We start from the raw sequence: 21,389 nt of genomic DNA, 5'->3' as shown, positions 1-21,389 counted from the left end.
CACGTTCATGTGAGCCTGCAATGTTGATTTCGTTTTCCTTTCCTGCAGGTTTTATCGCGTCTGGGCGTCTTTGCTCTTGAGCGCCGTGTGCTGGCACATTCTGGGCGCGGGCAGTCTGGGGAGTCTCTGGGCAACGCGGCTGGCGCGGGCAGGTCTGCCGGCGTGCCTGCTGTTGCGCGACGATACCCGACTGGCAGCCTATACCGCGCGGGGCGGGTTGACCCTCAACGAAAATGGCGAGCGCCATACCTTCGCTGTAGCAGCGCAAGCGGTCAGCGCGGCTCAGCCCATCGAGCGTTTGCTGGTGGCCTGCAAAGCCTACGATGCAGAACGCGCAGTGGCCGCCATCGCCCATCGGCTCACCGATAAGGCCGACGTGCTGCTTTTGCAAAACGGCCTTGGAAGCCAGGAAGCGGTCGCCGCGATGCTGCCCCAGGCGCGCTGCATTTTTGTGTCCAGCACCGAGGGCGCTTATCGTGATCAAGACTGGAGCGTGGTGTTTGCCGGGCAAGGTCTCAACTGGCTCGGCGATGCGACCCAAAGCCTGGCGCCATCCTGGCTGAACGAGCTTGAGCAAGCCGGGATCGCGCATCAATGGACCTCCAGCATCCTCGAACGCCTCTGGCGCAAGCTGGCACTCAATTGCGCCATCAACCCATTGACCGTGCTGCACCAGTGCCGCAACGGAGCCTTGCAGGCACACGCCGAGGAAGTCACAGCGCTGTGCGCCGAACTTGGCAGCGTCTTGCGATGCTGTGGCCAGGCCGGCGCTGCAGAAGGCCTGCTGGAGCAGGTGCAGCAGGTCATCACCGCCACCGCCGCCAACTATTCCTCGATGTATCAGGACGTCGCACAAGGCCGCCGCACCGAGATCAGCTATTTGCTCGGGCATGTCTGCGCCACGGCGCGCGCGCTTGATTGCCCTGCGCCCGGCCTGAACCGGTTACGCCTGCGCCTGATCGAAGACCTCAAGGCGCGAGGCCTTCCCAGCGACTGACGGGTTTGCTCGCGGGCTGAACAGCGCTAACCTGCCCTCTCCTCATTTCGGTGACACTGCCCCATGCCATTGCGCCAGCGCCTCGAAAATCTGCCCGTGGGTCAAAAGCTGCTCGCCGCCCTGTTGGTGTTGCTCACCACCGTACTGGTGGTGGCCAACCTGACCTTCATCAGCGCCGCCTATTACATCTCCCAGGAAGCCATGGCCCCGCAGGCCTTGCAGACCATCGGCCGGCTGATCAGCAACCCCGGCCTGTCGGAGCAGGCGCTGACATCGACGGCGAACGCGCAAAACCTGCTCAAGGAGCTGAAAAATTACGGCCCCTTGCGGGCAGCAGCCTTGTACGACGCCAGCGGTACGCGGCTGGCGCAGATGCAGCAGGGCGACAAACTGCACATGCCCGAGCACTACCGCGACCTGGAAAGCTGGCGCGTTACCGAGTTTCGCAACACCCAGGTCATCCCGGTTCCGAAAGCCGGGCAGGCCTCGGGGCATTTGCTGCTGGTCGCCAGCAGTGAGCTGCCGACGGCGTTCTACACCGGCACGCTGACCGCCAGCCTGGGCATTCTGATTTTCAGCGTGCTGCTTTGGGCGGGGGTGGCCCGGCAGATCCGTCGTTTCATCACCGAACCGATTTATCAGTTGGAAGACCTTTCGCGTCAGGTCACCCGCGAGGAGAACTACGCGCTCAGGGCAAGCCCCGGCAATCAGGACGAAATCGGGTCGCTGGCCGAGGCATTCAACACCATGCTGTCGCGCATGCAGGCGCGCGAACAGCAACTCAAACGCGCGCGTGACGAATCCCAGGAAGCCTACGATCAGGCACAAGGGCTGGCGGAGGAAACCCGGCACACCAACCGCAAGCTGGAGCTGGAAGTGCAGGTGCGCAGCAAGATCGAGAAAAAGCTCACCGGCTTCCAGAACTACCTCAACAGCATCATCGATTCGATGCCTTCGGCGTTGATCGCCCTCGACGAGCAGCTGTACGTTACCCAGTGGAATCAGGAGGCCGGAGCGCTTTCGGGAACGCCGCTGGATGAAGCGCTGAACCAACCCATTTATTCGGCATTCCCGCCGATGCGTGCTTTTTTGCCGCAGATCAAGCAGACCGTCGAACGTCACACCGTGACCAAGATCGAGCGCGTGACGTGGGTCAAGGGCGAAGAGTCGCGTCACTACGCCCTGACCTTCTACCCGCTGACCGGCGACGCTGGCCGGGGCGCGGTGATCCGCATCGATGACATCACCCAGCGTCTGTCGCTGGAGGAGATGATGGTGCAGTCAGAAAAAATGCTCTCGGTGGGCGGACTGGCTGCTGGCATGGCCCATGAGATCAATAACCCTCTCGGAGCGATCATGCACAACGTGCAGAACATCCGACGTAGGCTATCGCCGGATTTGCCAAAGAATCTGGAGCAGGCCGAGCAGGAAGGCATTGAGCTGGCTGCAGTGAATCAATACCTGATCGCTCGGGAAGTGCCGCAGCTGCTCGACGGCATTCAGTCAGCCGGCGCGCGGGCCGCAAAGATCGTCAGCCACATGCTCAGTTTCAGCCGCCGCAGTAATCGCCAGCTGACCCCTTGTGATTTGCCGGCGCTGATCGATCAGGCGGTGGAGATTGCCAGCAACGATTTCGACTTGACCATCGGTTTTGATTTCAAAGGCCAGAACATTATTCGCCAGTTTGATCCTCAGCTCGGCCCGGTACCTGCGACGGCCAACGAACTGGAGCAAGTGCTGCTCAACCTGCTGAAGAATGCCGCTCAGGCGATTCATCAGCGTGAGGACGACCGCGAGCCGGGGCGCATCATTCTGCGCACGCGCCTGAACCCGCCATGGGCGGAAATTCAGGTCGAGGACAACGGCATCGGCATGCCGGAAAGTGTGCGCAAGCGAACCTTCGAGCCGTTTTTCACCACCAAGGAAATCGGCCAGGGCACGGGGCTGGGCCTTTCCGTGTCGTACTTCATCATCACCAACAACCACAAGGGGCAAATGGAGGTGCACTCCACCCCCGGCCAGGGCACCTGCTTCACCTTGCGCCTGCCCCTGGTGGACAATTCAGTAGATATGCCTGCACCACAGGTCATTGGTCAAAACGACCGGGAGTAGCGCCATGGGATTTCGCTTGTCAAAAATCTACACACGCACGGGTGACACCGGCGAAACAGGTCTCGGCGACGGCCGCCGTGTGCCGAAGGATCATCCGCGGGTCGAAGCGATCGGCGAGGTCGACACGCTCAACAGCCACGTCGGCGTGCTGTTGGCGGGACTGACTGCCGGCGTCGCGAGCCGCCCCGCACTGCAGGAGGTCATCGATGTGCTGGTCCCGTGCCAGCATCGGCTGTTTGACCTGGGCGGTGAGTTGGCGATGCCGGAGTATCAGGCGCTGAACTCGGCGGAGGTCGAGCGACTGGAAGCGGCGATTGATCACTGGAACGAGGAGCTGGGGCCGCTGGAAAACTTCATCTTGCCGGGCGGTTCGGCGTTGATTGCCCAAGCCCACGTTTGCCGAAGCCTGGCGCGTACGGCAGAGCGTCGCTGTCAGCACTTGAACGCCGTGGAGCCACTGTCCGGGGTTGGACTGGCCTACATCAATCGGTTGTCGGATCTGTTATTCGTGGCGGCGCGGATCATTGCCCGTCGCGAGGGTGTGGCGGAGATTTTGTGGGAGCCTGCGAAGAAGCCGCAGTGATGTTGCAGGCCGGCGCGAGGATCAACTGCTGAAGATCAACACGGCCCTGAATTGTCACCTCGCGGTCGCCACCCGATATCGGATGGTATTTCGGTCTGTAGGAGCCGGCTTGCTGCGGGCCGCGGTCGGACGAACCCGTCACATCGGCACCGCTGTTGTGACTGAACGAATGCGTTCGCCAGCAAGCCGGCTCCTACAGGGAATTGCGTACATCAGCCGACCCGGCTGCAACTCGGCAGCGCTAGCAAGCATGCCGGTTCGAGACTTCATCGGCGCGTTTAGCCCTGCGGCCAGAACGCTCTGATCCCCGCCACACCTTGCGCGCCACAATCCCACGCCTGCGGACGATCCGTCGGCCCTACCCCGCCGAGCAAATACACCGGCTTGCTAAACCCGGCGATCAAGTCACGGGCCTTTTCCCAGCCGAGCGGTTGAGCGTCTGGATGGCTCAAGGTCGGCAGCACGGGCGAGAGCGTGACGAAATCCACGCCCATCTGTTCGGCGAGGCTCAGCTCCTCGGCGCTGTGGCATGAAGCTGCAAGCCAGCGGTCCTGGGGAAAAGGCCGTCCCTTGCTGGCGTACTTGCGCAGCTGCTCGCTGGTCAAGTGCCAACCTGCTGCGGGAAAGTCGCCCAGCCATTCGAGCGGCCCCTTGAGCATCAACTGCGCCTTGCCCGCACACAGCCCCACCGCATCAACGGCAACGTCACGGTATTTGGGGTCGTACATGTTCGGCGCACGCAGCTGGACCAGCTTGATGCCGGCAGCCACCGCCGTGCGAATGCCGCGCAACAGGTCCGGCGTTTCCAGATCGTCCGGGGTTATCAGGTACTCACCGGGCAGCCGCGCAGCCGCCACGATCGGCCGATTCGCTGCCGGAAAATCGTATTCGGCCAGCTCGCGCTGCGAAACCCAGGCCAACGGCTGGCCTTCAACACCGTGGGGCTCGCCGGTGAAGGACGACACTTCCCAGACATCCAGCAGCACCTGCTTGTCCGGGTAGTCGTGGCTGATCTTGATCAACGGACGCGCCGACGTCACGCTGATGCCCAGTTCTTCGTGCAGCTCGCGAGCAAGCGCGGCATCAACCGACTCACCTGCCTCGACCTTGCCCCCGGGAAACTCCCACAGGCCGCCTTGATGCTGGGTGTCGGCGCGTCGCGCAATGAGCACCTTGCCGTCGCTGCCACGGATGACTGCCGCAGCTACATGGACTCGTTTCACGCTTGACCTTCCTCCAATCCTGCCTGCAGCCAGCGCTTGAACGCCGGCCACTGATACAGCGTTTCGACGTACGCCGCAGCGTCCGCTGGCAATTGCACCTGATACGTGCGAAAGCGCACGGCAACCGGTGCGAAAAATGCGTCGACGATGCCCGGCGCGCCGAACAGGAAGCCCTCTCCTGCCCCTGACACCGCACGACATTCGCGCCACAACATCACCATGCGGTCGATGTCCGCCTGAGCCTCGACTTCAATGACTTCCAGTGCCTCGTCGCGCTGCACATCCATCGGCAGCCGCGAGCGCAACCCGGCGAAACCGCTGTGCATCTGCGCGCACGCCGAGCGTGCCTGAGCACGGGCTGCCACATCTGCCGGCCACAAGCCGGCGCCTGGAAAGCGCTCGGCAAGGTACTCACAAATGGCCAGCGAATCGACAATCGTGCCGTGTTCGCATTTGAGCGCAGGGACTTTGCCCGTCGGCGAATGCTCAAGAATAAGGCGGGTGGTGTCGGTCTGATTCAGGCGAATCACCTGATCGGTAAACGGCTCGCCGGTCAGTACAAGCGCCAGCCAGGGGCGCATAGACCAGGAGGAATAGCGCTTGTCGCCGATGATCAAATGCAGGCTCATGTCTTGGCTCCGTTGAAGACGCATGAAACATCATGGGCGCTACCCCGCCCTCATGACAGTCGCCCTTCTCGCGGCAGACGCTGTCTCTGCGGGAGCGACCGGGGTGGCGCTCCCACAGATCACAGTTCAACCCCGCAATAAACGTTGTTTGGGCGCAGACCAAAAAAGTCTGTCAGGTGCGGTATTCCGCGTTGATCTTCACATACTCATGCGACAGGTCAGTGGTCCAGATGGTTTCGCTGCAGTCGCCACGGCCCAGCTCAATGCGAATGGTGATTTCTTCCTGCGCCATCACCAGCGAGCCTTGTTCTTCGGTGTAGGTGCTGGCGCGGGCGCCTTTGCTGGCGATGCACACGTCACCCAGAAACACGTCGATCTTGCTGACGTCGAGGTCCGGCACGCCCGCGCGACCCACGGCCGCAAGAATCCGCCCCCAGTTCGGGTCGGAGGCAAAGAGCGCCGTTTTGATCAGCGGCGAGTGGGCCACGGTGTAACCCACGTCCAGGCACTCCTGATGATTGCCACCGCCGTTGACTTCGACCGTCACGAACTTGGTGGCGCCCTCGCCGTCACGGACGATGGCCTGAGCGACGTCCATACACACTTCGAAGACCGCCTTTTTCAATGCCTCAAACAGCGGGCCTTTGGCTTCGGTCACCGCCGGAAGCGCGGCCTGGCCGGTGGCGATCAGCATGCAGCAGTCGTTGGTCGAGGTGTCGCCGTCGATGGTGATGCGGTTGAACGACTTGTTGGCGCCGTCGCGAATCAGGTCCTGCAGCACGCCCGGCGCCACGGCAGCGTCGGTGGCGATGTAGCCCAGCATGGTCGCCATGTTCGGACGGATCATGCCCGCGCCCTTGCTGATGCCGGTCACAGTCACGGTCACGCCATCGAGCACGAACTGGCGGCTCGCACCTTTGGGCAACGTGTCGGTGGTCATGATGCCGGTCGCGGCAGCGGCCCAGTTGTCGACGGACAAATCATCCAGCGCTGCCTGCAGCGCACCTTCGATTTTCTCGACCGGCAACGGCTCGCCAATCACGCCCGTTGAGAATGGCAGTACGGCGCCGGCCTCCACGCCGGTGATCTCGGCGAGCCTGGCGCAGGTGCGCTCGGCAGCCGCCAGGCCCGGCTCGCCAGTACCGGCATTGGCGTTGCCGGTGTTGGTCAGCAGATAACGCACGGTGCCTTGTACACGCTGTTTGGCCAGGATGACGGGGGCAGCGCAAAACGCGTTCAACGTAAACACGCCGGCGACGCTTGAGCCTTCGGCGCAACGCATGACCACGACATCCTTGCGCCCCGGGCGCTTGATGCCCGCAGAAGCGATGCCAAGTTCAAAACCGGGAACCGGGTGCAGCGTCGGCAACGGACCAAGACCAACAGCCATGTAATGCGCTCCTTGAAAGACAATCATGCCGCGCGGTATTGCCGGGACGGCTCGATGGATTGAAAAACGCCGCGACGGCTAAGCCGGTCGCGGCGTGATCTTACAGTTCAGCTACAGCCCGCCGCGCTTGGCGACTCAGTTGATCTGGCCGTGGCAATGCTTGTACTTCTTGCCCGAACCACACCAGCACAGCTCGTTACGGCCCAGCTTCTGGTCGTTACGAACCGGCGTGAGTGCCTCGGCTGCGGCAACCGTTACCTCTTCACCGCTTTCGGCCAGCAAGTCAGGCTGATCAAGGCCCGGTGCTTCGGCGTGCTGGAATTGCATGCGCTGCGCCAGCTCCTCGGCCTCGCGACGCAGACGCGCCTCTTCCTCGGCCGGGTCTTCGCGACGCACCTGAACGTGGGAAAGCACACGAATGGCGTCGCGCTTGATCGAATCGAGCAGCTCCTGGAACAGGGCAAACGACTCGCGCTTGTATTCCTGCTTCGGGTTCTTTTGAGCGTAGCCACGCAAGTGGATGCCGTGACGCAGGTGGTCCATGGTCGACAGGTGGTCTTTCCACAAATCGTCCAGCACGCGCAGGAGAATCTGCTTCTCGAACGTGCGCAGCGCCTCGGCACTGGCCTGGTCTTCTTTCTCGTTGTAGGCCGCCAGAATGGCTTCCATCAACTTCGGACGCAGGGTGTCTTCGTTGAGATGGTCGTCTTCGTCGAGCCACTGCTGGATCGGCAGCTTCACGCCGAAATCGGTGCTGAGTGCGGATTCGAGACCGGCCACATTCCACTGCTCAGGCAACGACTGCGGCGGGATGTGCGCGGAGATGGTGGCGTCGAGGACTTCTTCGCGGAACTCGGCAATGGTGTCACCAATGTTGGTCGCAGCCAGCAGGCTGTTACGCATGTGGTAGATCACTTTACGCTGTTCGTTGGAAACGTCGTCGAACTCGAGCAACTGCTTGCGGATGTCGAAGTTGCGACCTTCGACCTTGCGCTGCGCTTTCTCGATGGCGTTGGTCACCATGCGGTGCTCGATCGCTTCGCCGGACTGCATGCCCAGCGCCTTCATGAAATTCTTCACCCGATCAGAGGCAAAGATGCGCATCAGGCTGTCTTCCAGCGACAGGTAGAAACGGCTCGAACCGGTGTCACCCTGACGACCGGCACGACCACGCAGCTGGTTGTCGATACGACGGGATTCGTGGCGTTCGGAAGCAATCACGTGAAGGCCGCCCGCCTCGATCACCTGCTGATGGCGTTTCTGCCAATCGGCCTTGATTTGCGCGATCTGCTCAGGGGTCGGGTCTTCCAGACTGGCGACTTCGACTTCCCAGTTACCGCCCAACAGGATGTCGGTACCGCGACCGGCCATGTTGGTGGCGATGGTCAACGCGCCGGGGCGACCGGCCTGGGCGATGATTTCGGCTTCTTTTTCGTGGAACTTGGCGTTCAGAACCTTGTGCTCGATGCCTTCCTGCACCAGCAGTCGGGACATGTGCTCGGAGGTCTCGATGGTCGCAGTACCCACCAGCACAGGACGCTGCTCGGCCAGACAGGCCTTGATGTCCGTGATGATCGCTGCGTATTTCTCTTCCGCGGTCAGGTATACCAGATCGTTGAAGTCTTTACGCGCCAACGGCTTGTTGGGCGGAATGACCATTACGGCCAGGGCGTAGATTTGGTGGAATTCGAACGCTTCAGTGTCCGCCGTACCGGTCATGCCGGACAGCTTGTTGTACAGACGGAAGTAGTTCTGGAAGGTCGTTGACGCGAGGGTCTGGCTCTCTGCCTGGATGTTCAGGCCTTCCTTCGCTTCGATGGCCTGGTGCAGGCCCTCGGACAGACGACGACCCGGCATGGTACGACCGGTGTGTTCGTCGACCAGCAGGATCTGACCGTCCTGGACGATGTACTCGACGTTGCGATGGAACAGCTTGTGCGCGCGCAGACCGGCATAAACGTGGGTCAGCAGGCCCAGGTTATGCGCCGAGTAAAGGCTTTCGCCTTCAGCCAGCAAGCCGACCTCGGTCAGCATCTCTTCAATGAACTGATGGCCGGACTCGTTGAGCTCCACCTGACGGGATTTCTCGTCGATGGAGTAATGGCCTTGCTTGGTGACCTGGCCTTCCACTTCCTCGATGTGCTGCTCGAGCTTGGGGATCAGCTTGTTGATTTCGGTGTAGAGCTTGGAGCTGTCTTCCGCCTGACCGGAGATGATCAGGGGCGTACGGGCTTCGTCGATGAGGATCGAGTCCACTTCGTCGATCACGGCGAAGTTCAGTTCACGCTGGAATTTGTCTTCCAGGCTGAACGCCATGTTGTCGCGCAGGTAGTCGAAGCCGAATTCGTTGTTGGTGCCGTAGGTGATGTCCGACGCGTAGGCGGCGCGTTTTTCTTCCGGCGGCTGGAAAGGCGTTACGACGCCTACGGTCAGACCGAGGAATTCATACAGCGGGCGCATCCAGTTGGCGTCACGGCGGGCCAGGTAGTCGTTGACCGTGACCACGTGCACGCCTTTGCCGGACAGCGCGTTGAGGTAGACCGCGAGGGTCGCGACGAGGGTTTTACCTTCACCGGTACGCATCTCGGCGATCATGCCTTCGTGCAGCGTCATACCGCCGATCAGCTGTACATCGAAGTGACGCATGCCCATGACGCGCTTGCCCGCCTCGCGGCACACCGCGAAGGCTTCCGGCAAGAGCTGGTCGAGGGTCTCACCTTTGGCTATGCGGGCCTTCAACTCATCGGTCTTGGCGCGCAGCTGTTCGTCCGAGAGGGCGACCATTTGCTCTTCGAAGCTGTTGACGACCTGGACCGTCTTGAGCATGCGCTTCACTTCGCGCTCGTTCTTGCTTCCGAAAAGTTTTTTTAACAAAGGTGCAAACATATCGAAAGGATCTTCCACACATAGGGATGGAGGGCGGCCCCGTGAGTCGCCCGAGCAGCCCTCATGGCCGCATGCGAACGAGCATTCTACCCGGAAATGGTGGTGAGGAAAGTGGCGTTATTCCACGATGCTGGCACAGCAATGTTACGGGGCAGAAGTACAATAGGGGCATTTCTCATGACTTCAACCCGTGCAGGCCAGAAGTTTGATTAATGTTTTTTCATGATAGAGCGTCGCTTTTTCGCCCTGAGTCGTCCGCGGCCAAGGTGCTTTGGCACTTTCTGCTAACATCCCGCGCTGGCAACATCAGGCTCACCATTATGGCATTCCGTCCTCTACCGGCTCGCGCACCATCCGTCCTGCTTCGCGAAGCCCGGCCGCTAAAAGCCATTTTCAGCCATGCTCAACGCCTGGCTCATCTTCAACGACTGCTGGAAAGTCAGCTGCAACCGGCTGCGCGCGAGCACTGCCATGTCGCCTCGTGGCGCGAAGGCACCTTGCTGCTGATCGTCACTGACGGTCACTGGGCCACCCGATTGCGGTATCAGCAGAAGCGTCTGCAGCGGCAGTTGGTCGCGTTCAAGGAATTCGCCAACCTCACCCGGCTGCAACTGAAGGTCCAGCCTGCGAGAACCCACCGAAGCGCGGCCACTCAGACTCGAGACCTCTCGGTGTCAGCGGCCGAGACCATCACCGCTACGGCAGAGGGCATCACCGACCCCAAGTTGCGCGCGGCATTGGAGCGGCTGGCAGCGCATGCGACGCCGAAGGACCCTGCCAATTAGTGGGACTAACATTCATATCGCCCTCCATTAAGCCGGACTGACCCTAGCCCTTCCGGTCTGTAGGAGCCGGCTTGCTGGCGAGTGCGTCTCTTCAGACGCCTCGAGAGTGGATGTTGAATCGGATTCGCCAGCAAGCCGGCTCCTACAGATTGCGTCACTCTTGACGTCACCTCCGCCGGCCAGATAGTTACCGGCGTTCCGACTTTGGCAACACATGATCCTTCCAGCGGCCACTGCGCTTCGGCGACACAGTGTTTTTCACAGACCCACAAAAAAGGCCACCCGAAGGTGGCCTCAAAACATCAGAACGAGAAGAAGAGACTGTTTACACCGCCGCAACAGGGCGCATGTAGGAGATCGGTGCGGTGCTGGCATCTTCGAAGGTCACAACTTCCCAAGCGTCTTCCTGAGCGATCAACGCACGAAGCAAACGATTGTTCAGGCCGTGTCCCGACTTGAAGCCCTGATACTCGCCGATCAGGCTGTTGCCCAACAGATACAGGTCACCGATGGCGTCCAGAATCTTGTGTTTGACGAATTCGTCTTCGTAACGAAGACCGTCCTCGTTCAACACGCCGTCCTTGTCCACGACGATTGCGTTTTCGACGCTGCCGCCCAGAGCAAGGTTGTGTTTACGCAGGTATTCGATGTCCTTCATGAAACCGAATGTTCGCGCACGGCTCACTTCTTTAACGAACGAAGTGCTGGAAAAGTCCACACAAGCCGTTTGGGTACGGTTCTTCAGATAGGGGTGATCGAAATCGATCTCGAACCCGACCTTGAAACCTTCAAACGGTAAAAATTTCGCGTGCTTGCCGTCTTCTTCAACACACACTTCTTTAAGTATGCGGATGAATTTTTTCGGTGCGTCCTGTTCTTCCAGGCCAGCCGATTGAATCAGGAATACGAAGGGACCTGCGCTGCCGTCCATGATGGGAACTTCGGAGGCAGAAAGTTCAACGTAGGCGTTATCGATGCCAAGGCCGGCCATGGCCGACAGCAAGTGCTCAACCGTATCGACCTTCACGTCACCGTTGAACAGTGTCGTGGAGAGCGTGGTGTCGCCAACATTCAACGCGTGAGCGTTGATCTGGACTACCGGCTCAAGGTCGGTACGGAAAAACACAATGCCAGCGTTCACAGGTGCAGGTTTGAGGGTCAGGTAAACCTTTTCCCCCGAGTGCAGGCCGATACCTGTGGCACGGATAATATTCTTCAGGGTGCGTTGTTTAATCATGGCATTGGCCGCTTCAGCGCATATCGCGAATTAGTATCAACAAAGGCTGGCGATGATAGCAGACCTCGCCTTTGCTGAACACCAATCACCCTTATACCCCTGATAGAACCCATTAATCAGCCTGACGACGCAGGAAGGCTGGAATATCCAGGTAATCCAGATCGTCTTGCGGATTCATCTTCGCTGCGGCTGTTGCGCCTGCGTGTGCCTGATTGCGCATCACGGTCGGACGGTCCAGGTCGCGGTAGTTCACCGACGGCAACTCCTGGCGAGCGGCATGTTGCTGCGCAGGTGCGGCTTGGGCGGCGGTTTGCAGCGTGTTGTCGATGACCTTCACAGGCTTCTCGATTTTCGCGCCCAGACCGGTTGCAACCACAGTCACGTGCAGCTCGTCGCGCATGTCCGGATCAATAACGGTACCGACCTTGACCATGGCGTGCTCGGAGGCGAACGCTTCGATGATGCTACCCACGTCGGAATACTCACCCAGAGACAGGTCAGGACCGGCAGTGATGTTGACCAGAATGCCGCGAGCACCTTGCAGGTTCACGTCTTCCAGCAACGGGTTGCGGATGGCCGCTTCGGTGGCTTCACGCGCACGGTTCGGACCGCTGGCGCAGCCAGTGCCCATCATCGCCATGCCCATCTCGGACATGACAGTGCGTACGTCAGCGAAGTCGACGTTGATCATGCCCGGACGCTTGATGATGTCGGAGATACCGCGAACGGCACCGGCCAGTACATCGTCAGCCTTGGCGAATGCCGACAGCAGGCTGGCGTCTTTGCCCAGGATGGTCAGCAGCTTCTCGTTGGGAATGGTGATCAACGAGTCAACGCTTTCCGACAGCGCGCGAATGCCTTCATCGGCAATCTGCATACGCTTGCGGCCTTCGAACGGGAACGGACGGGTGACCACTGCTACGGTCAGGATGCCCATTTCCTTGGCCACTTCAGCAATGATCGGGGCCGCGCCGGTACCGGTACCGCCACCCATGCCAGTGGTGATGAAAACCATGTTGGTGCCTTGCAGCACTTCAGCAATGCGCTCACGGTCTTCCAGGGCAGCTTGACGGCCGACTTCAGGGTTTGCACCTGCGCCCAGGCCCTTGGTCACGCCGGTACCCAGTTGCAGAATGGTACGTGCGCCAATGTTTTTCAGTGCCTGAGCATCGGTGTTGGCGCAGATGAACTCGACGCCTTCGATGTTGCTCTTGACCATGTGATTGACCGCGTTGCCGCCGCCACCACCAACGCCGATAACTTTAATTACCGGGCTTTGTGGGATGTTGTCTACGAGCTCGAACATGTTCCCTCTCCTTCAGTTCTCTAGTTTTATGTCGCCTGTTGCCTGCCTACCGCTTTTTGAATCTTAGAAATTCCCCTGGACCCAGCGCTTGAGACGCTCTAACACTGGTGCCTTCGGTTCATCGCTATAACTGCTACCGGAGCCGGAAAGGCCGGACAGCGAGATGCCGTCGGACTGCTTTTGCAGTCCGTACAGCAACAGGCCGACGCCGGTTGAGTAGATCGGGTTGCGAACGACGTCCGCGAGCCCTTTGACGCTATGCGGTACACCCAGGCGTACCGGCATGTGGAAGATCTCTTCGGCCAGTTCAACTGCGCCTTCCATTTTCGAGGTGCCACCGGTCAGCACGATGCCGGCCGGGATAAGGTCCTCGTAGCCGCTGCGACGCAGCTCGGCCTGGATCAGAGTGAACAGCTCGTCATAACGCGGCTCGACCACTTCGGCGAGGGCCTGACGGGACAGTTCACGCGGTGGACGGTCGCCCACGCTCGGCACTTTGATGGTCTCCCCGGCGCCGGCCAGCTTGGCCAGTGCGCAGGCGTAACGAATCTTGATTTCTTCGGCATACTGAGTCGGCGTACGCAGCGCCATGGCGATGTCATTGGTGACCTGATCACCGGCGATCGGGATCACCGCGGTGTGACGAATCGCGCCTTCGGTGAAGATGGCGATGTCCGTAGTGCCGCCACCGATGTCCACCAGACAAACGCCCAGTTCTTTCTCGTCATCGGTCAGCACCGAGTACGCGGACGCCAACTGCTCCAGAATGATGTCATCGACTTCGAGGCCGCAGCGGCGCACGCACTTCTCGATGTTCTGTGCCGCATTGACCGCGCAGGTCACCACGTGGACCTTGGCTTCCAGGCGCACGCCCGACATGCCCAGTGGCTCGCGAACGCCTTCCTGGTTATCGATGACGTAGTCCTGCGGCAAGGTGTGCAGCACGCGTTGGTCAGCCGGGATCGCCACGGCCTGGGCAGCGTCAAGCACGCGTTCAAGGTCGGCCGAGCTCACTTCGCGGTCACGAATCGCCACGATGCCGTGGGAATTCAGGCTGCGAATGTGATTGCCCGCGACGCCGACGAACGCCGAGTGGATGCGGCAACCGGCCATTAGCTGCGCTTCTTCCACTGCGCGCTGGATCGACTGCACGGTGGATTCGATATTCACCACCACGCCCTTCTTCAGGCCGCGGGACGGGTGAGTGCCGATACCGACGATTTCCAGCGTGCCATCAGCCGCGACTTCGCCTACCAGCGCCACCACCTTGGAGGTGCCGATATCCAATCCGACGATCATTTTGCCGCTTTGCACGTTTGCCATGGGTCCTGCCTCTTATCAATTCTTCGCGACGGCGGGTTTGTCCGTCGTTGGCGCTGCTGCCTGTTCGCGCCAACCAACGGCCAGGCCGTTGTTGTAACGAAGGTCGACTCGCGCAATGTTCGTGATCTGGTCTTTCAGTGTCTTGTCGTAGATGGCGATAAAGCGGCGCATCTTCTCAAGCAGATTGCCTCGTCCCAGCAGCAGCTCCAGGCCTGGGCCTGCGTTGCCTGCGCCGGTGGTCAGAAACCAGCTGCCTCGCTCACGCAGTTCCAGGCGAGCGATGGAGAACCCCAGCGGGCGCAACATCTGGCTCAGGACCTGGTACTGCTGCATCACCTGCTGTTGGGCCCGTTGAGGCCCGAACAACTGCGGAAGGTGTTCGTAATTGGCCAGCTCACGCGGGGTGAACGCCTGACCCTGGTTGTTCAGCAGGGATTGATCGCCCCAGCGCGCAACCGGTAATTGTTCTTCCAGACGGATCACCACCTGATCCGGCCAGACGCGGCGGACCTCGGCGTGGGCGATCCATGGCATTTGCTCAAGCTCGGTGCGCATGCCGGCCAGGTCGATGTTGAAGAAGCTGGTCGCCACGAAGGGCGCGATCCGCTGCTGCACGGCTTGCTGGCTGATGTAGCTCAAATCGCCCTGAACGTTGATCCGCGAAATCGGCCGATCGGCGTACGGCAGCAACCGCTGCGCAGCTTCGTAAGTGGCGAAACCAAACACCACCAGCAGTACCGGCCACATCAGGCTGCGCAGGAAACCGAAGCTCGGCCGCGGCATGCGCGACGACATGGGCTCCCTGGCGACCATCCGGCTGGCGCCACGTGGCACCGGCTTGCGGCTGGCGGCGGATTGCTGATGACGAACCGATGCGCCGTGCATGATCTACCCCCGCACCTGAACGCTGTCGGCCAGAATCGCCAGCACCAGCTGTTGAAAATCAAGCCCGGCCGCGCGAGCAGCCATGGGCACCAGGCTGTGATCGGTCATGCCGGGAACGGTGTTGACTTCGAGGAGCCAGAATTTGCCCTCGGCATCCTGCATGACATCGGTGCGCGCCCAGCCGGCAACACCGACCGCTTCACACGCCCGCGCCGTAAGCGCCTTGAGTTCCTGTTCTTTGGCTGCATCGAGGCCGCACGGGATCCGGTACTGGGTATCGGAAGCCAGATATTTTGCGTCGTAGTCGTAAAAACTGTGGGGTGTGCCCAAACCGATAGGGGGCAATACCTGCCCACGCAGAGAGGCGATGGTGAACTCGGGACCTTCGATCCATTGCTCGACCAACACTTGCGAATCGTAGGTACGGGCGGCGCTCCAGGCGGCGATCAATTCGTCGACGCCGGTCACCTTGGCCATACCGATACTGGAACCTTCATGGGCCGGTTTGACGATTAAAGGCAAGCCCAGTTCCGTCGCGGCAGAAATACAGTCTGCCTCGCTGCTCAACACCGCGTGACGCGGCGTCGGCAAGCCCAGGCTCTGCCAGACTTGCTTGGTACGCAGCTTGTCCATCGCCAGCGCCGACGCCAATACACCGCTGCCGGTGTAGGGGATGTCCAGGCACTCCAGCAAGCCTTGCATGGTGCCGTCTTCGCCACCGCGACCGTGCAGCACGATGAACGCACGATCAATCTTTTCGCTGACCAGCCGCTGCAGGAAATCCTCGCCCACGTCGATACCGAATGCATCGACGCCTGCGCTTAGCAGGGCTTCAAGCACCGCGCTACCGGATTTCAGGGAAACCTCCCGCTCTGCGCTCTTGCCGCCGAAAAGCACGGCGACACGACCGAAGCGTTGCGGCTCCAGCGTCGAGAACAGGGCGGTCTGCAGGGCGGCTGTCATTTCAGCTTACCTTCGGTTGGGGCCACGATTGCGCCCGTGAACAGCGGGCTTTTCAGCAGTTGCGGCGCAAGGCCACCGATGTCACCGGCGCCCTGGCACAGCAGGATGTCCCCTGCACGCAGCAGCGGCTTGACCAGCGGCGCCAGCTCGACGCCGCGCTCGATGTAAATCGGATCAAGCTGACCGCGCTGGCGAATGCTATGCGCCAGCTGGCGGCTGTCGGCACCCGGGATCGGTTCCTCACCGGCCGGATAGACTTCCATCAACAGCAACACATTGGCCTCGTTGAGCACCTGCACGAAGTCGTCGTACAGATCGCGTGTGCGGCTGTAACGGTGCGGCTGGTAAACCATGACCAGACGACGGTCCGGCCAGCCACCGCGTACGGCATTGATAACAGCGGCGACTTCGCGCGGATGATGACCGTAGTCGTCGACCAGCATCACGTTGCCGCCTTCGACCGGCAATTCGCCGTAGACCTGGAAGCGTCGCCCAACGCCCTGGAATCCCGACAGGCCCTGAATGATGGCTTCGTCAGAGACACCCTCGTCCGTGGCAATGGCAATGGTCGCCAGCGAGTTCAGCACGTTGTGCTTACCGGGCATGTTGACTGATACGTCCAGCGGCTCGCGGTCGCGACGCAGGACGGTGAAGTGGGTGCGCATGCCGTCCTGACGCACATTGATCGCACGAACGTCGGCGGCGTCATCGAAGCCATAGGTCATGAACGGGCGTTTGACCGAAGGCAGGATGTCGCGCACCACTGGATCGTCGATGCACACCACGGCCAGACCGTAGAACGGCAAGTTGTGCAGGAACTCGACAAAGGTCTTCTTCAGTTTGTTGAAGTCGCCTTCGTAGGTCGCCATGTGGTCGGCGTCGATGTTGGTGACAACGGCGACCAGCGGCTGCAGGTGCAGAAAGCTTGCATCGCTTTCATCGGCTTCGGCAATCAGGTAACGGCTGGTGCCCAGCTGCGCGTTGGTGCCGGCTGCGTTCAGGCGGCCGCCGATCACGAAGGTCGGATCAAGACCACCGGCCGCGAACACCGAAGCGATCAGGCTGGTGGTCGTAGTTTTGCCGTGGGTGCCGGCAACTGCGATGCCGTGGCGATAACGCATCAGCTCGGCCAGCATCTCGGCGCGTGGCACCACAGGAATGCGACGCTCAAGGGCGGTCGCCACTTCCGGGTTGGAAGTGTTCACCGCACTGGAGACCACCAGCACGTCAGCTGCCGAGGCGTTTTCCGCACGGTGGCCGATGAAGATCTGCGCGCCGAACGACTCGAGACGTTCGGTCACTGGCGATGCTTTCAGGTCTGAACCCGAGACGTCATAACCCAGGTTGAGCAGAACCTCGGCGATACCGCACATCCCCACGCCGCCGATGCCCACGAAGTGGATACGACGGATGCGGCGCATTTCCGGCTGAGGCATGGCGCGCTGGTTCTCAACCATGGGCCACCTCCAGGCAGATGTCGACGACGGTGTTGGTGGCATCAGGCTTGGCCAGTTGGCGAGCCGTGACGGCCATGCGGTTCAATTGTTCGGGTTGCATCAAAACCTCTTTCAGGCGAGCCGCCATCTCGGCGGCGCCAGTTGTCGCTTGCGGCATGACGAAGGCAGCGCCCTCGCGAGCCAGATATTCGGCATTGCGCGACTGGTGATCGTCGATCGCGTGGGGCAATGGCACCAGCAACGACGGCAGCCCGGCAGCAGCCAGTTCACTGACGGTCAGCGCGCCTGCGCGGCAGACCACCAGATCCGCCCAGCCATACGCCTGGGCCATGTCTTTGATAAACGGGGCAACCTGCGCCTCGACACCGGCAGCGCGGTAGCGCTCGGCGGTCACCTCATCGTGATGCTTGCCGGCCTGATGAAACACCTCGGGGCGGATCTCGGCAGGCACCTGCGCCAGCGCTTCCGGCAGCAGTTTATTCAGCGGTTCTGCGCCCAGACTGCCACCCAGTACCAGCAAACGAGGCCTGCGGCCGATCAGCGTCTGGCGGGGTGTTTCGAAGAACAGTTCGGCACGCACCGGGTTACCCGTGGTACGGCGCTTGGACGACGCGGCGAAGGTTTGCGGAAACGCTTCACAGACCCGCGCGGCGAACGAAGCCAGGCTGCGGTTCGCGGTGCCCGCCACGGCATTTTGTTCGTGGATGATCAGTGGCACGCCCGCCAGTTTTGCCGCCAGACCGCCAGGGCCAGTCACGTAGCCACCGAAACCGACGGCACAGACAGGCGACAGCTCGCGCACGACTTTGCGCGCCTGCAACAACGCCTTGACCAACATGAACGGCGCCTTGAGCAGCGACAGTCGCCCCTTGCCACGCAAACCGGTGACGTTGATCAGGTGCAGCTTGAGGCCTGCCGCAGGCACCAGTTCGTTTTCGATCCCGCGCGGTGTCCCGAGCCAGTGCACCGTGTAGCCGCGCGCCTGGAACTCACGGGCACAGGCCAGCGCCGGGAACACATGCCCGCCAGTGCCGCCCGCCATGATGAGCACGTTACCGACGGCCATGAGTGGGCTCCTCGGCAAAGTCGCTTTCCTGGAACTCGGCTTCTTCACTGCCCATGTTGTTGCGCGATTCCCACTCGATGCGCAGCAACAGGCCCAGGCTGGCGCAGCAGATGATCAGCGAACTGCCGCCGTAGCTGAGGAACGGCAGCGTCAGGCCCTTGGTCGGCAGCAGGCCGACGTTCACGCCGATATTGATCAGAAACTGACCAATCCACAAAAATGCCAGGCCGTAGGCGGTGTAAGCGGCGAAGAACTGCTTGGCGCGCTCGGCCCACATGCCGATGTACATGGCGCGAATACTGACGAACACAAACAGGCCGACCGTGGCCAGCGAACCCACCACGCCCAGCTCTTCGGCCAGTACCGAGAACACGAAGTCAGTGTGCGCTTCAGGCAGGTAAAACTGCTTTTGCACGCTGTTGCCCAAGCCCACGCCCAACCACTCGCCACGACCAAAGGCGATCAGTGCCTGGGTCAACTGGTAGCCAGAGCCGAACTGGTCGGACCATGGATCGGTGAAGGTGATCAGACGCGCCATCCGGTAAGGCTGCGCCTGTACCAGAACGAACACTGCGCCGACCGCCAGCGCGACCATCAGGCTGAAACGGAACAGACCTACACCGCCAAGGAACAGCATGGCGGCGGCAGCGCCCATCATCACGACCGTGGCACCGAAGTCCGGCTCCATCAGGAGCAGACCGGCCATCGGCAGCAAGACGATGAAGGGCTTGAAGAAGCCCATCCAGCTTTCGCGCACTTCCTGCTGACGACGAATCAGGTAACCGGCCAGGAAGATCACCACGAATACTTTCGCGATTTCCGAAGGCTGTACGTTGAACATGCCGAAGCCGATCCAGCGCATCGAGCCGTTCACCTCACGCCCGATACCGGGCACGATCACCGCGATCAGCAGGCCAAACGCGCCTATCAGCATCAGCCAGCCCAGGCGCTGCCAGGTAGCGACCGGCACCATCATCGTCGCCACGCAGGCGATCAGGCCCAACACCAGATAGATGAGGTGACGGGTCATCATGTACAGCGCGTTACCCGACTGAACGGCGGCCACTTCCGACGACGCGGAAGTGATCATCACCAGGCCCAGACCCAGCAATGCGAGGCAGCCCGCGAGCATCGGGAAATCAACGTCAACGCCACGGCCGCTGATAATCGGAGACGGGTACGGCTTGATCACGCCAAAAATCATGACAAGTCCCCCACGGCCCGGGCGAACAGTTGTCCGCGCTCTTCGAAATTCTTGAACATGTCCAGGCTTGCGCAGGCCGGCGACAGCAACACAGCGTCCCCTTCCCGAGCGATATCAGCAGCACGTTGCACGGCTTCTTCCAATGTAGTGACGCGTACCAATGGCACCGAATCGCCGAAGGTCGCGGCGAGCAAATCCGCATCGCGGCCCAGCAGAACGACCGCGCGGCAATGGGCAGCGACCGGGGCTTTCAGCGGGGTGAAATCCGCGCCCTTGCCATCGCCGCCGGCAATCAGCACCAGCTTGCCGTCGATGTCCGCACCCAGCCCTTCAATGGCTGCCAGCGCCGCGCCAACGTTGGTCGCTTTCGAGTCGTCGTAGTAATTCACGCCGTTGAGCTCACGCAGCCATTGGCAGCGATGAACCAGACCGGCGAATGTCTTGAGGCTGGACAGCATCGCGTCAAACGGAAGACCCACCGCATGGCCCAGTGCCAAAGCGGCCAGGGCATTGGCCTGGTTATGGCCGCCACGGATCTTCAGTTCACGGACCGGCATCAGGTTGTCGAACTGGAAGGCCAGATACTTCTCGCCGTTCTCTTCGCGCAAACCGAAGCCGTTACGGTCGGGCTTGTTCAAACCAAACGTCCAGCACGGCACGCCTTCGCCAATCAACGGACGGGTCAGCGCGTCCTGACGGTTGACCACCACCTGACGCGCACCCCGGAAGATCCGGTGCTTGGCCAGGTGATAAGCCGGCAGCCCGCTGTAGCGGTCCATGTGGTCTTCGCTGATGTTGAGCACAGTGGCAACTTCGGCGCCCAGTTGATCGGTGGTCTCCAGCTGGAAGCTCGACAGCTCCATGACATACAGGTCCACATCGTCGCTGAGCAGTTCCAGCGCCGGGGTACCGAGATTGCCGCCGACCGCCACGCGCTTGCCGGCTGCTGCCGCCATCTCGCCCACCAGTGTGGTGACGGTGCTTTTTGCGTTCGAACCGCTAATGGCCACAATCGGCGCCTTGGCGTTGCGAGCGAACAGTTCGATATCACCGGAAAGCTTCACGCCGCGCATGGCGGCCTGCTGCAATGCCGGGGTCGCCAGCGCCAGGCCGGGGCTGACATACAGCTCGTCGGCACGGCACAGAAATTCAACGTCCAGCTCACCACAACGCACTTCGACCTGCGGGTAATCGCGGCGCAACGTCTCAAGCTCTGGCGGATGCTCCCGCGTATCGGCGACAGCAAACGACACGCCCCGGTTCGCCAGAAAGCGAACCAGGGACATGCCGCTCTTGCCGAGGCCGACAACGATGCGGAAGTGGTCAGAAGCGATCAGTGACAA

Annotated in this window: 17 protein-coding genes; 4 read left to right on the top strand and 13 right to left on the bottom strand. The window is 61.2% G+C overall.

Going from position 1 to position 21,389, the window contains the following annotated elements; genetic code table 11:
- Positions 1-85 precede the first annotated feature (85 nt).
- The 3 genes from QRN48_RS13865 (at position 86) to QRN48_RS13855 (ending at position 3,692) form a co-directional block, all read left to right on the top strand.
- Positions 86-997 carry a putative 2-dehydropantoate 2-reductase gene (locus QRN48_RS13865; protein ID WP_285351265.1) on the top strand — a complete coding sequence of 304 codons (912 nt, stop codon included), beginning with the start codon at positions 86-88 and terminating at the stop codon, positions 995-997.
- Between the two features lie 63 nt (positions 998-1,060).
- Complete coding sequence (locus tag QRN48_RS13860) at positions 1,061-3,109, top strand: sensor histidine kinase (protein ID WP_037014650.1); 2,049 nt, start codon at positions 1,061-1,063, stop codon at positions 3,107-3,109.
- A gap of 4 nt (positions 3,110-3,113) precedes the next feature.
- On the top strand, positions 3,114-3,692 hold the full coding sequence (locus tag QRN48_RS13855) for a cob(I)yrinic acid a,c-diamide adenosyltransferase (protein WP_037014662.1): 579 nt from the start codon (positions 3,114-3,116) through the stop codon (positions 3,690-3,692).
- Positions 3,693-3,970: 278 nt separating this feature from the next.
- Here QRN48_RS13855 and QRN48_RS13850 read toward each other — a convergent pair whose 3' ends face one another.
- The 4 genes from QRN48_RS13850 to secA all read right to left on the bottom strand — a co-directional run bounded on the left by QRN48_RS13850 (position 3,971) and on the right by secA (position 9,820).
- Positions 3,971-4,915, bottom strand: a complete 945-nt coding sequence (locus QRN48_RS13850) for a Nudix family hydrolase (protein ID WP_037014664.1) — start codon at positions 4,913-4,915, stop codon at positions 3,971-3,973.
- The gene (locus QRN48_RS13845; RefSeq protein ID WP_285351165.1) at positions 4,912-5,544 is read right to left on the bottom strand and encodes a glutathione S-transferase family protein; all 633 of its coding nucleotides are present in this window, start codon (positions 5,542-5,544) and stop codon (positions 4,912-4,914) included. The genes QRN48_RS13850 and QRN48_RS13845 overlap by 4 nt, the downstream gene beginning before the upstream one ends.
- 172 nt (positions 5,545-5,716) lie before the next feature.
- A complete protein-coding gene (argJ, locus tag QRN48_RS13840) occupies positions 5,717-6,934 on the bottom strand; it encodes a bifunctional glutamate N-acetyltransferase/amino-acid acetyltransferase ArgJ (RefSeq protein ID WP_037014668.1) in 1,218 nt (405 codons plus the stop codon).
- 135 nt (positions 6,935-7,069) lie between these two features.
- Entirely contained in the window at positions 7,070-9,820 is a 2,751-nt protein-coding gene (gene secA, locus QRN48_RS13835) for a preprotein translocase subunit SecA (protein ID WP_037014670.1), read from the bottom strand.
- Positions 9,821-10,140: 320 nt separating this feature from the next.
- Between secA and QRN48_RS13830 the strand changes: the two genes are divergently transcribed.
- The gene (locus QRN48_RS13830; RefSeq protein WP_037014672.1) at positions 10,141-10,605 is read left to right on the top strand and encodes a DUF721 domain-containing protein; all 465 of its coding nucleotides are present in this window, start codon (positions 10,141-10,143) and stop codon (positions 10,603-10,605) included.
- Between the two features lie 325 nt (positions 10,606-10,930).
- On the opposite strand, the gene lpxC is transcribed toward QRN48_RS13830, so the two are convergent.
- The 9 genes from lpxC to murD all read right to left on the bottom strand — a co-directional run bounded on the left by lpxC (position 10,931) and on the right by murD (position 21,389).
- Entirely contained in the window at positions 10,931-11,842 is a 912-nt protein-coding gene (lpxC, locus tag QRN48_RS13825; RefSeq protein ID WP_037014674.1) for a UDP-3-O-acyl-N-acetylglucosamine deacetylase, read from the bottom strand.
- A gap of 112 nt (positions 11,843-11,954) precedes the next feature.
- Positions 11,955-13,148, bottom strand: coding sequence for a cell division protein FtsZ (gene ftsZ, locus QRN48_RS13820; protein ID WP_037014676.1), 1,194 nt, complete (start codon positions 13,146-13,148; stop codon positions 11,955-11,957).
- A gap of 63 nt (positions 13,149-13,211) precedes the next feature.
- On the bottom strand, positions 13,212-14,471 hold the full coding sequence (gene ftsA / locus QRN48_RS13815; protein ID WP_037014678.1) for a cell division protein FtsA: 1,260 nt from the start codon (positions 14,469-14,471) through the stop codon (positions 13,212-13,214).
- A 15-nt stretch (positions 14,472-14,486) separates the two neighbouring features.
- On the bottom strand, positions 14,487-15,356 hold the full coding sequence (locus QRN48_RS13810; protein WP_285351161.1) for a cell division protein FtsQ/DivIB: 870 nt from the start codon (positions 15,354-15,356) through the stop codon (positions 14,487-14,489).
- Positions 15,357-15,359: 3 nt separating this feature from the next.
- Positions 15,360-16,319 carry a D-alanine--D-alanine ligase gene (locus tag QRN48_RS13805; protein WP_285351160.1) on the bottom strand — a complete coding sequence of 320 codons (960 nt, stop codon included), beginning with the start codon at positions 16,317-16,319 and terminating at the stop codon, positions 15,360-15,362.
- Positions 16,316-17,776: a UDP-N-acetylmuramate--L-alanine ligase gene (gene murC / locus QRN48_RS13800; RefSeq protein WP_191942963.1), complete on the bottom strand. Its 1,461-nt coding sequence runs from the start codon at positions 17,774-17,776 to the stop codon at positions 16,316-16,318. Before murC ends, QRN48_RS13805 begins: the two co-directional genes overlap by 4 nt.
- Positions 17,769-18,842: an undecaprenyldiphospho-muramoylpentapeptide beta-N-acetylglucosaminyltransferase gene (gene murG / locus QRN48_RS13795; protein ID WP_191942962.1), complete on the bottom strand. Its 1,074-nt coding sequence runs from the start codon at positions 18,840-18,842 to the stop codon at positions 17,769-17,771. The genes murC and murG overlap by 8 nt, the downstream gene beginning before the upstream one ends.
- Complete coding sequence (ftsW, locus tag QRN48_RS13790; protein ID WP_414705592.1) at positions 18,829-20,046, bottom strand: putative lipid II flippase FtsW; 1,218 nt, start codon at positions 20,044-20,046, stop codon at positions 18,829-18,831. Before ftsW ends, murG begins: the two co-directional genes overlap by 14 nt.
- Positions 20,043-21,389 carry a UDP-N-acetylmuramoyl-L-alanine--D-glutamate ligase gene (murD, locus tag QRN48_RS13785; protein WP_285351156.1) on the bottom strand — a complete coding sequence of 449 codons (1,347 nt, stop codon included), beginning with the start codon at positions 21,387-21,389 and terminating at the stop codon, positions 20,043-20,045. The genes ftsW and murD overlap by 4 nt, the downstream gene beginning before the upstream one ends.

It is taken from the genome of Pseudomonas sp. ME-P-057 (genome assembly GCF_030208975.1).
In the GTDB taxonomy this organism is placed as follows: domain Bacteria; phylum Pseudomonadota; class Gammaproteobacteria; order Pseudomonadales; family Pseudomonadaceae; genus Aquipseudomonas; species Aquipseudomonas lutea.
Note: the sequence above shows the minus strand (reverse complement) of the source record. Positions and strands in the feature narration are given on the sequence as shown.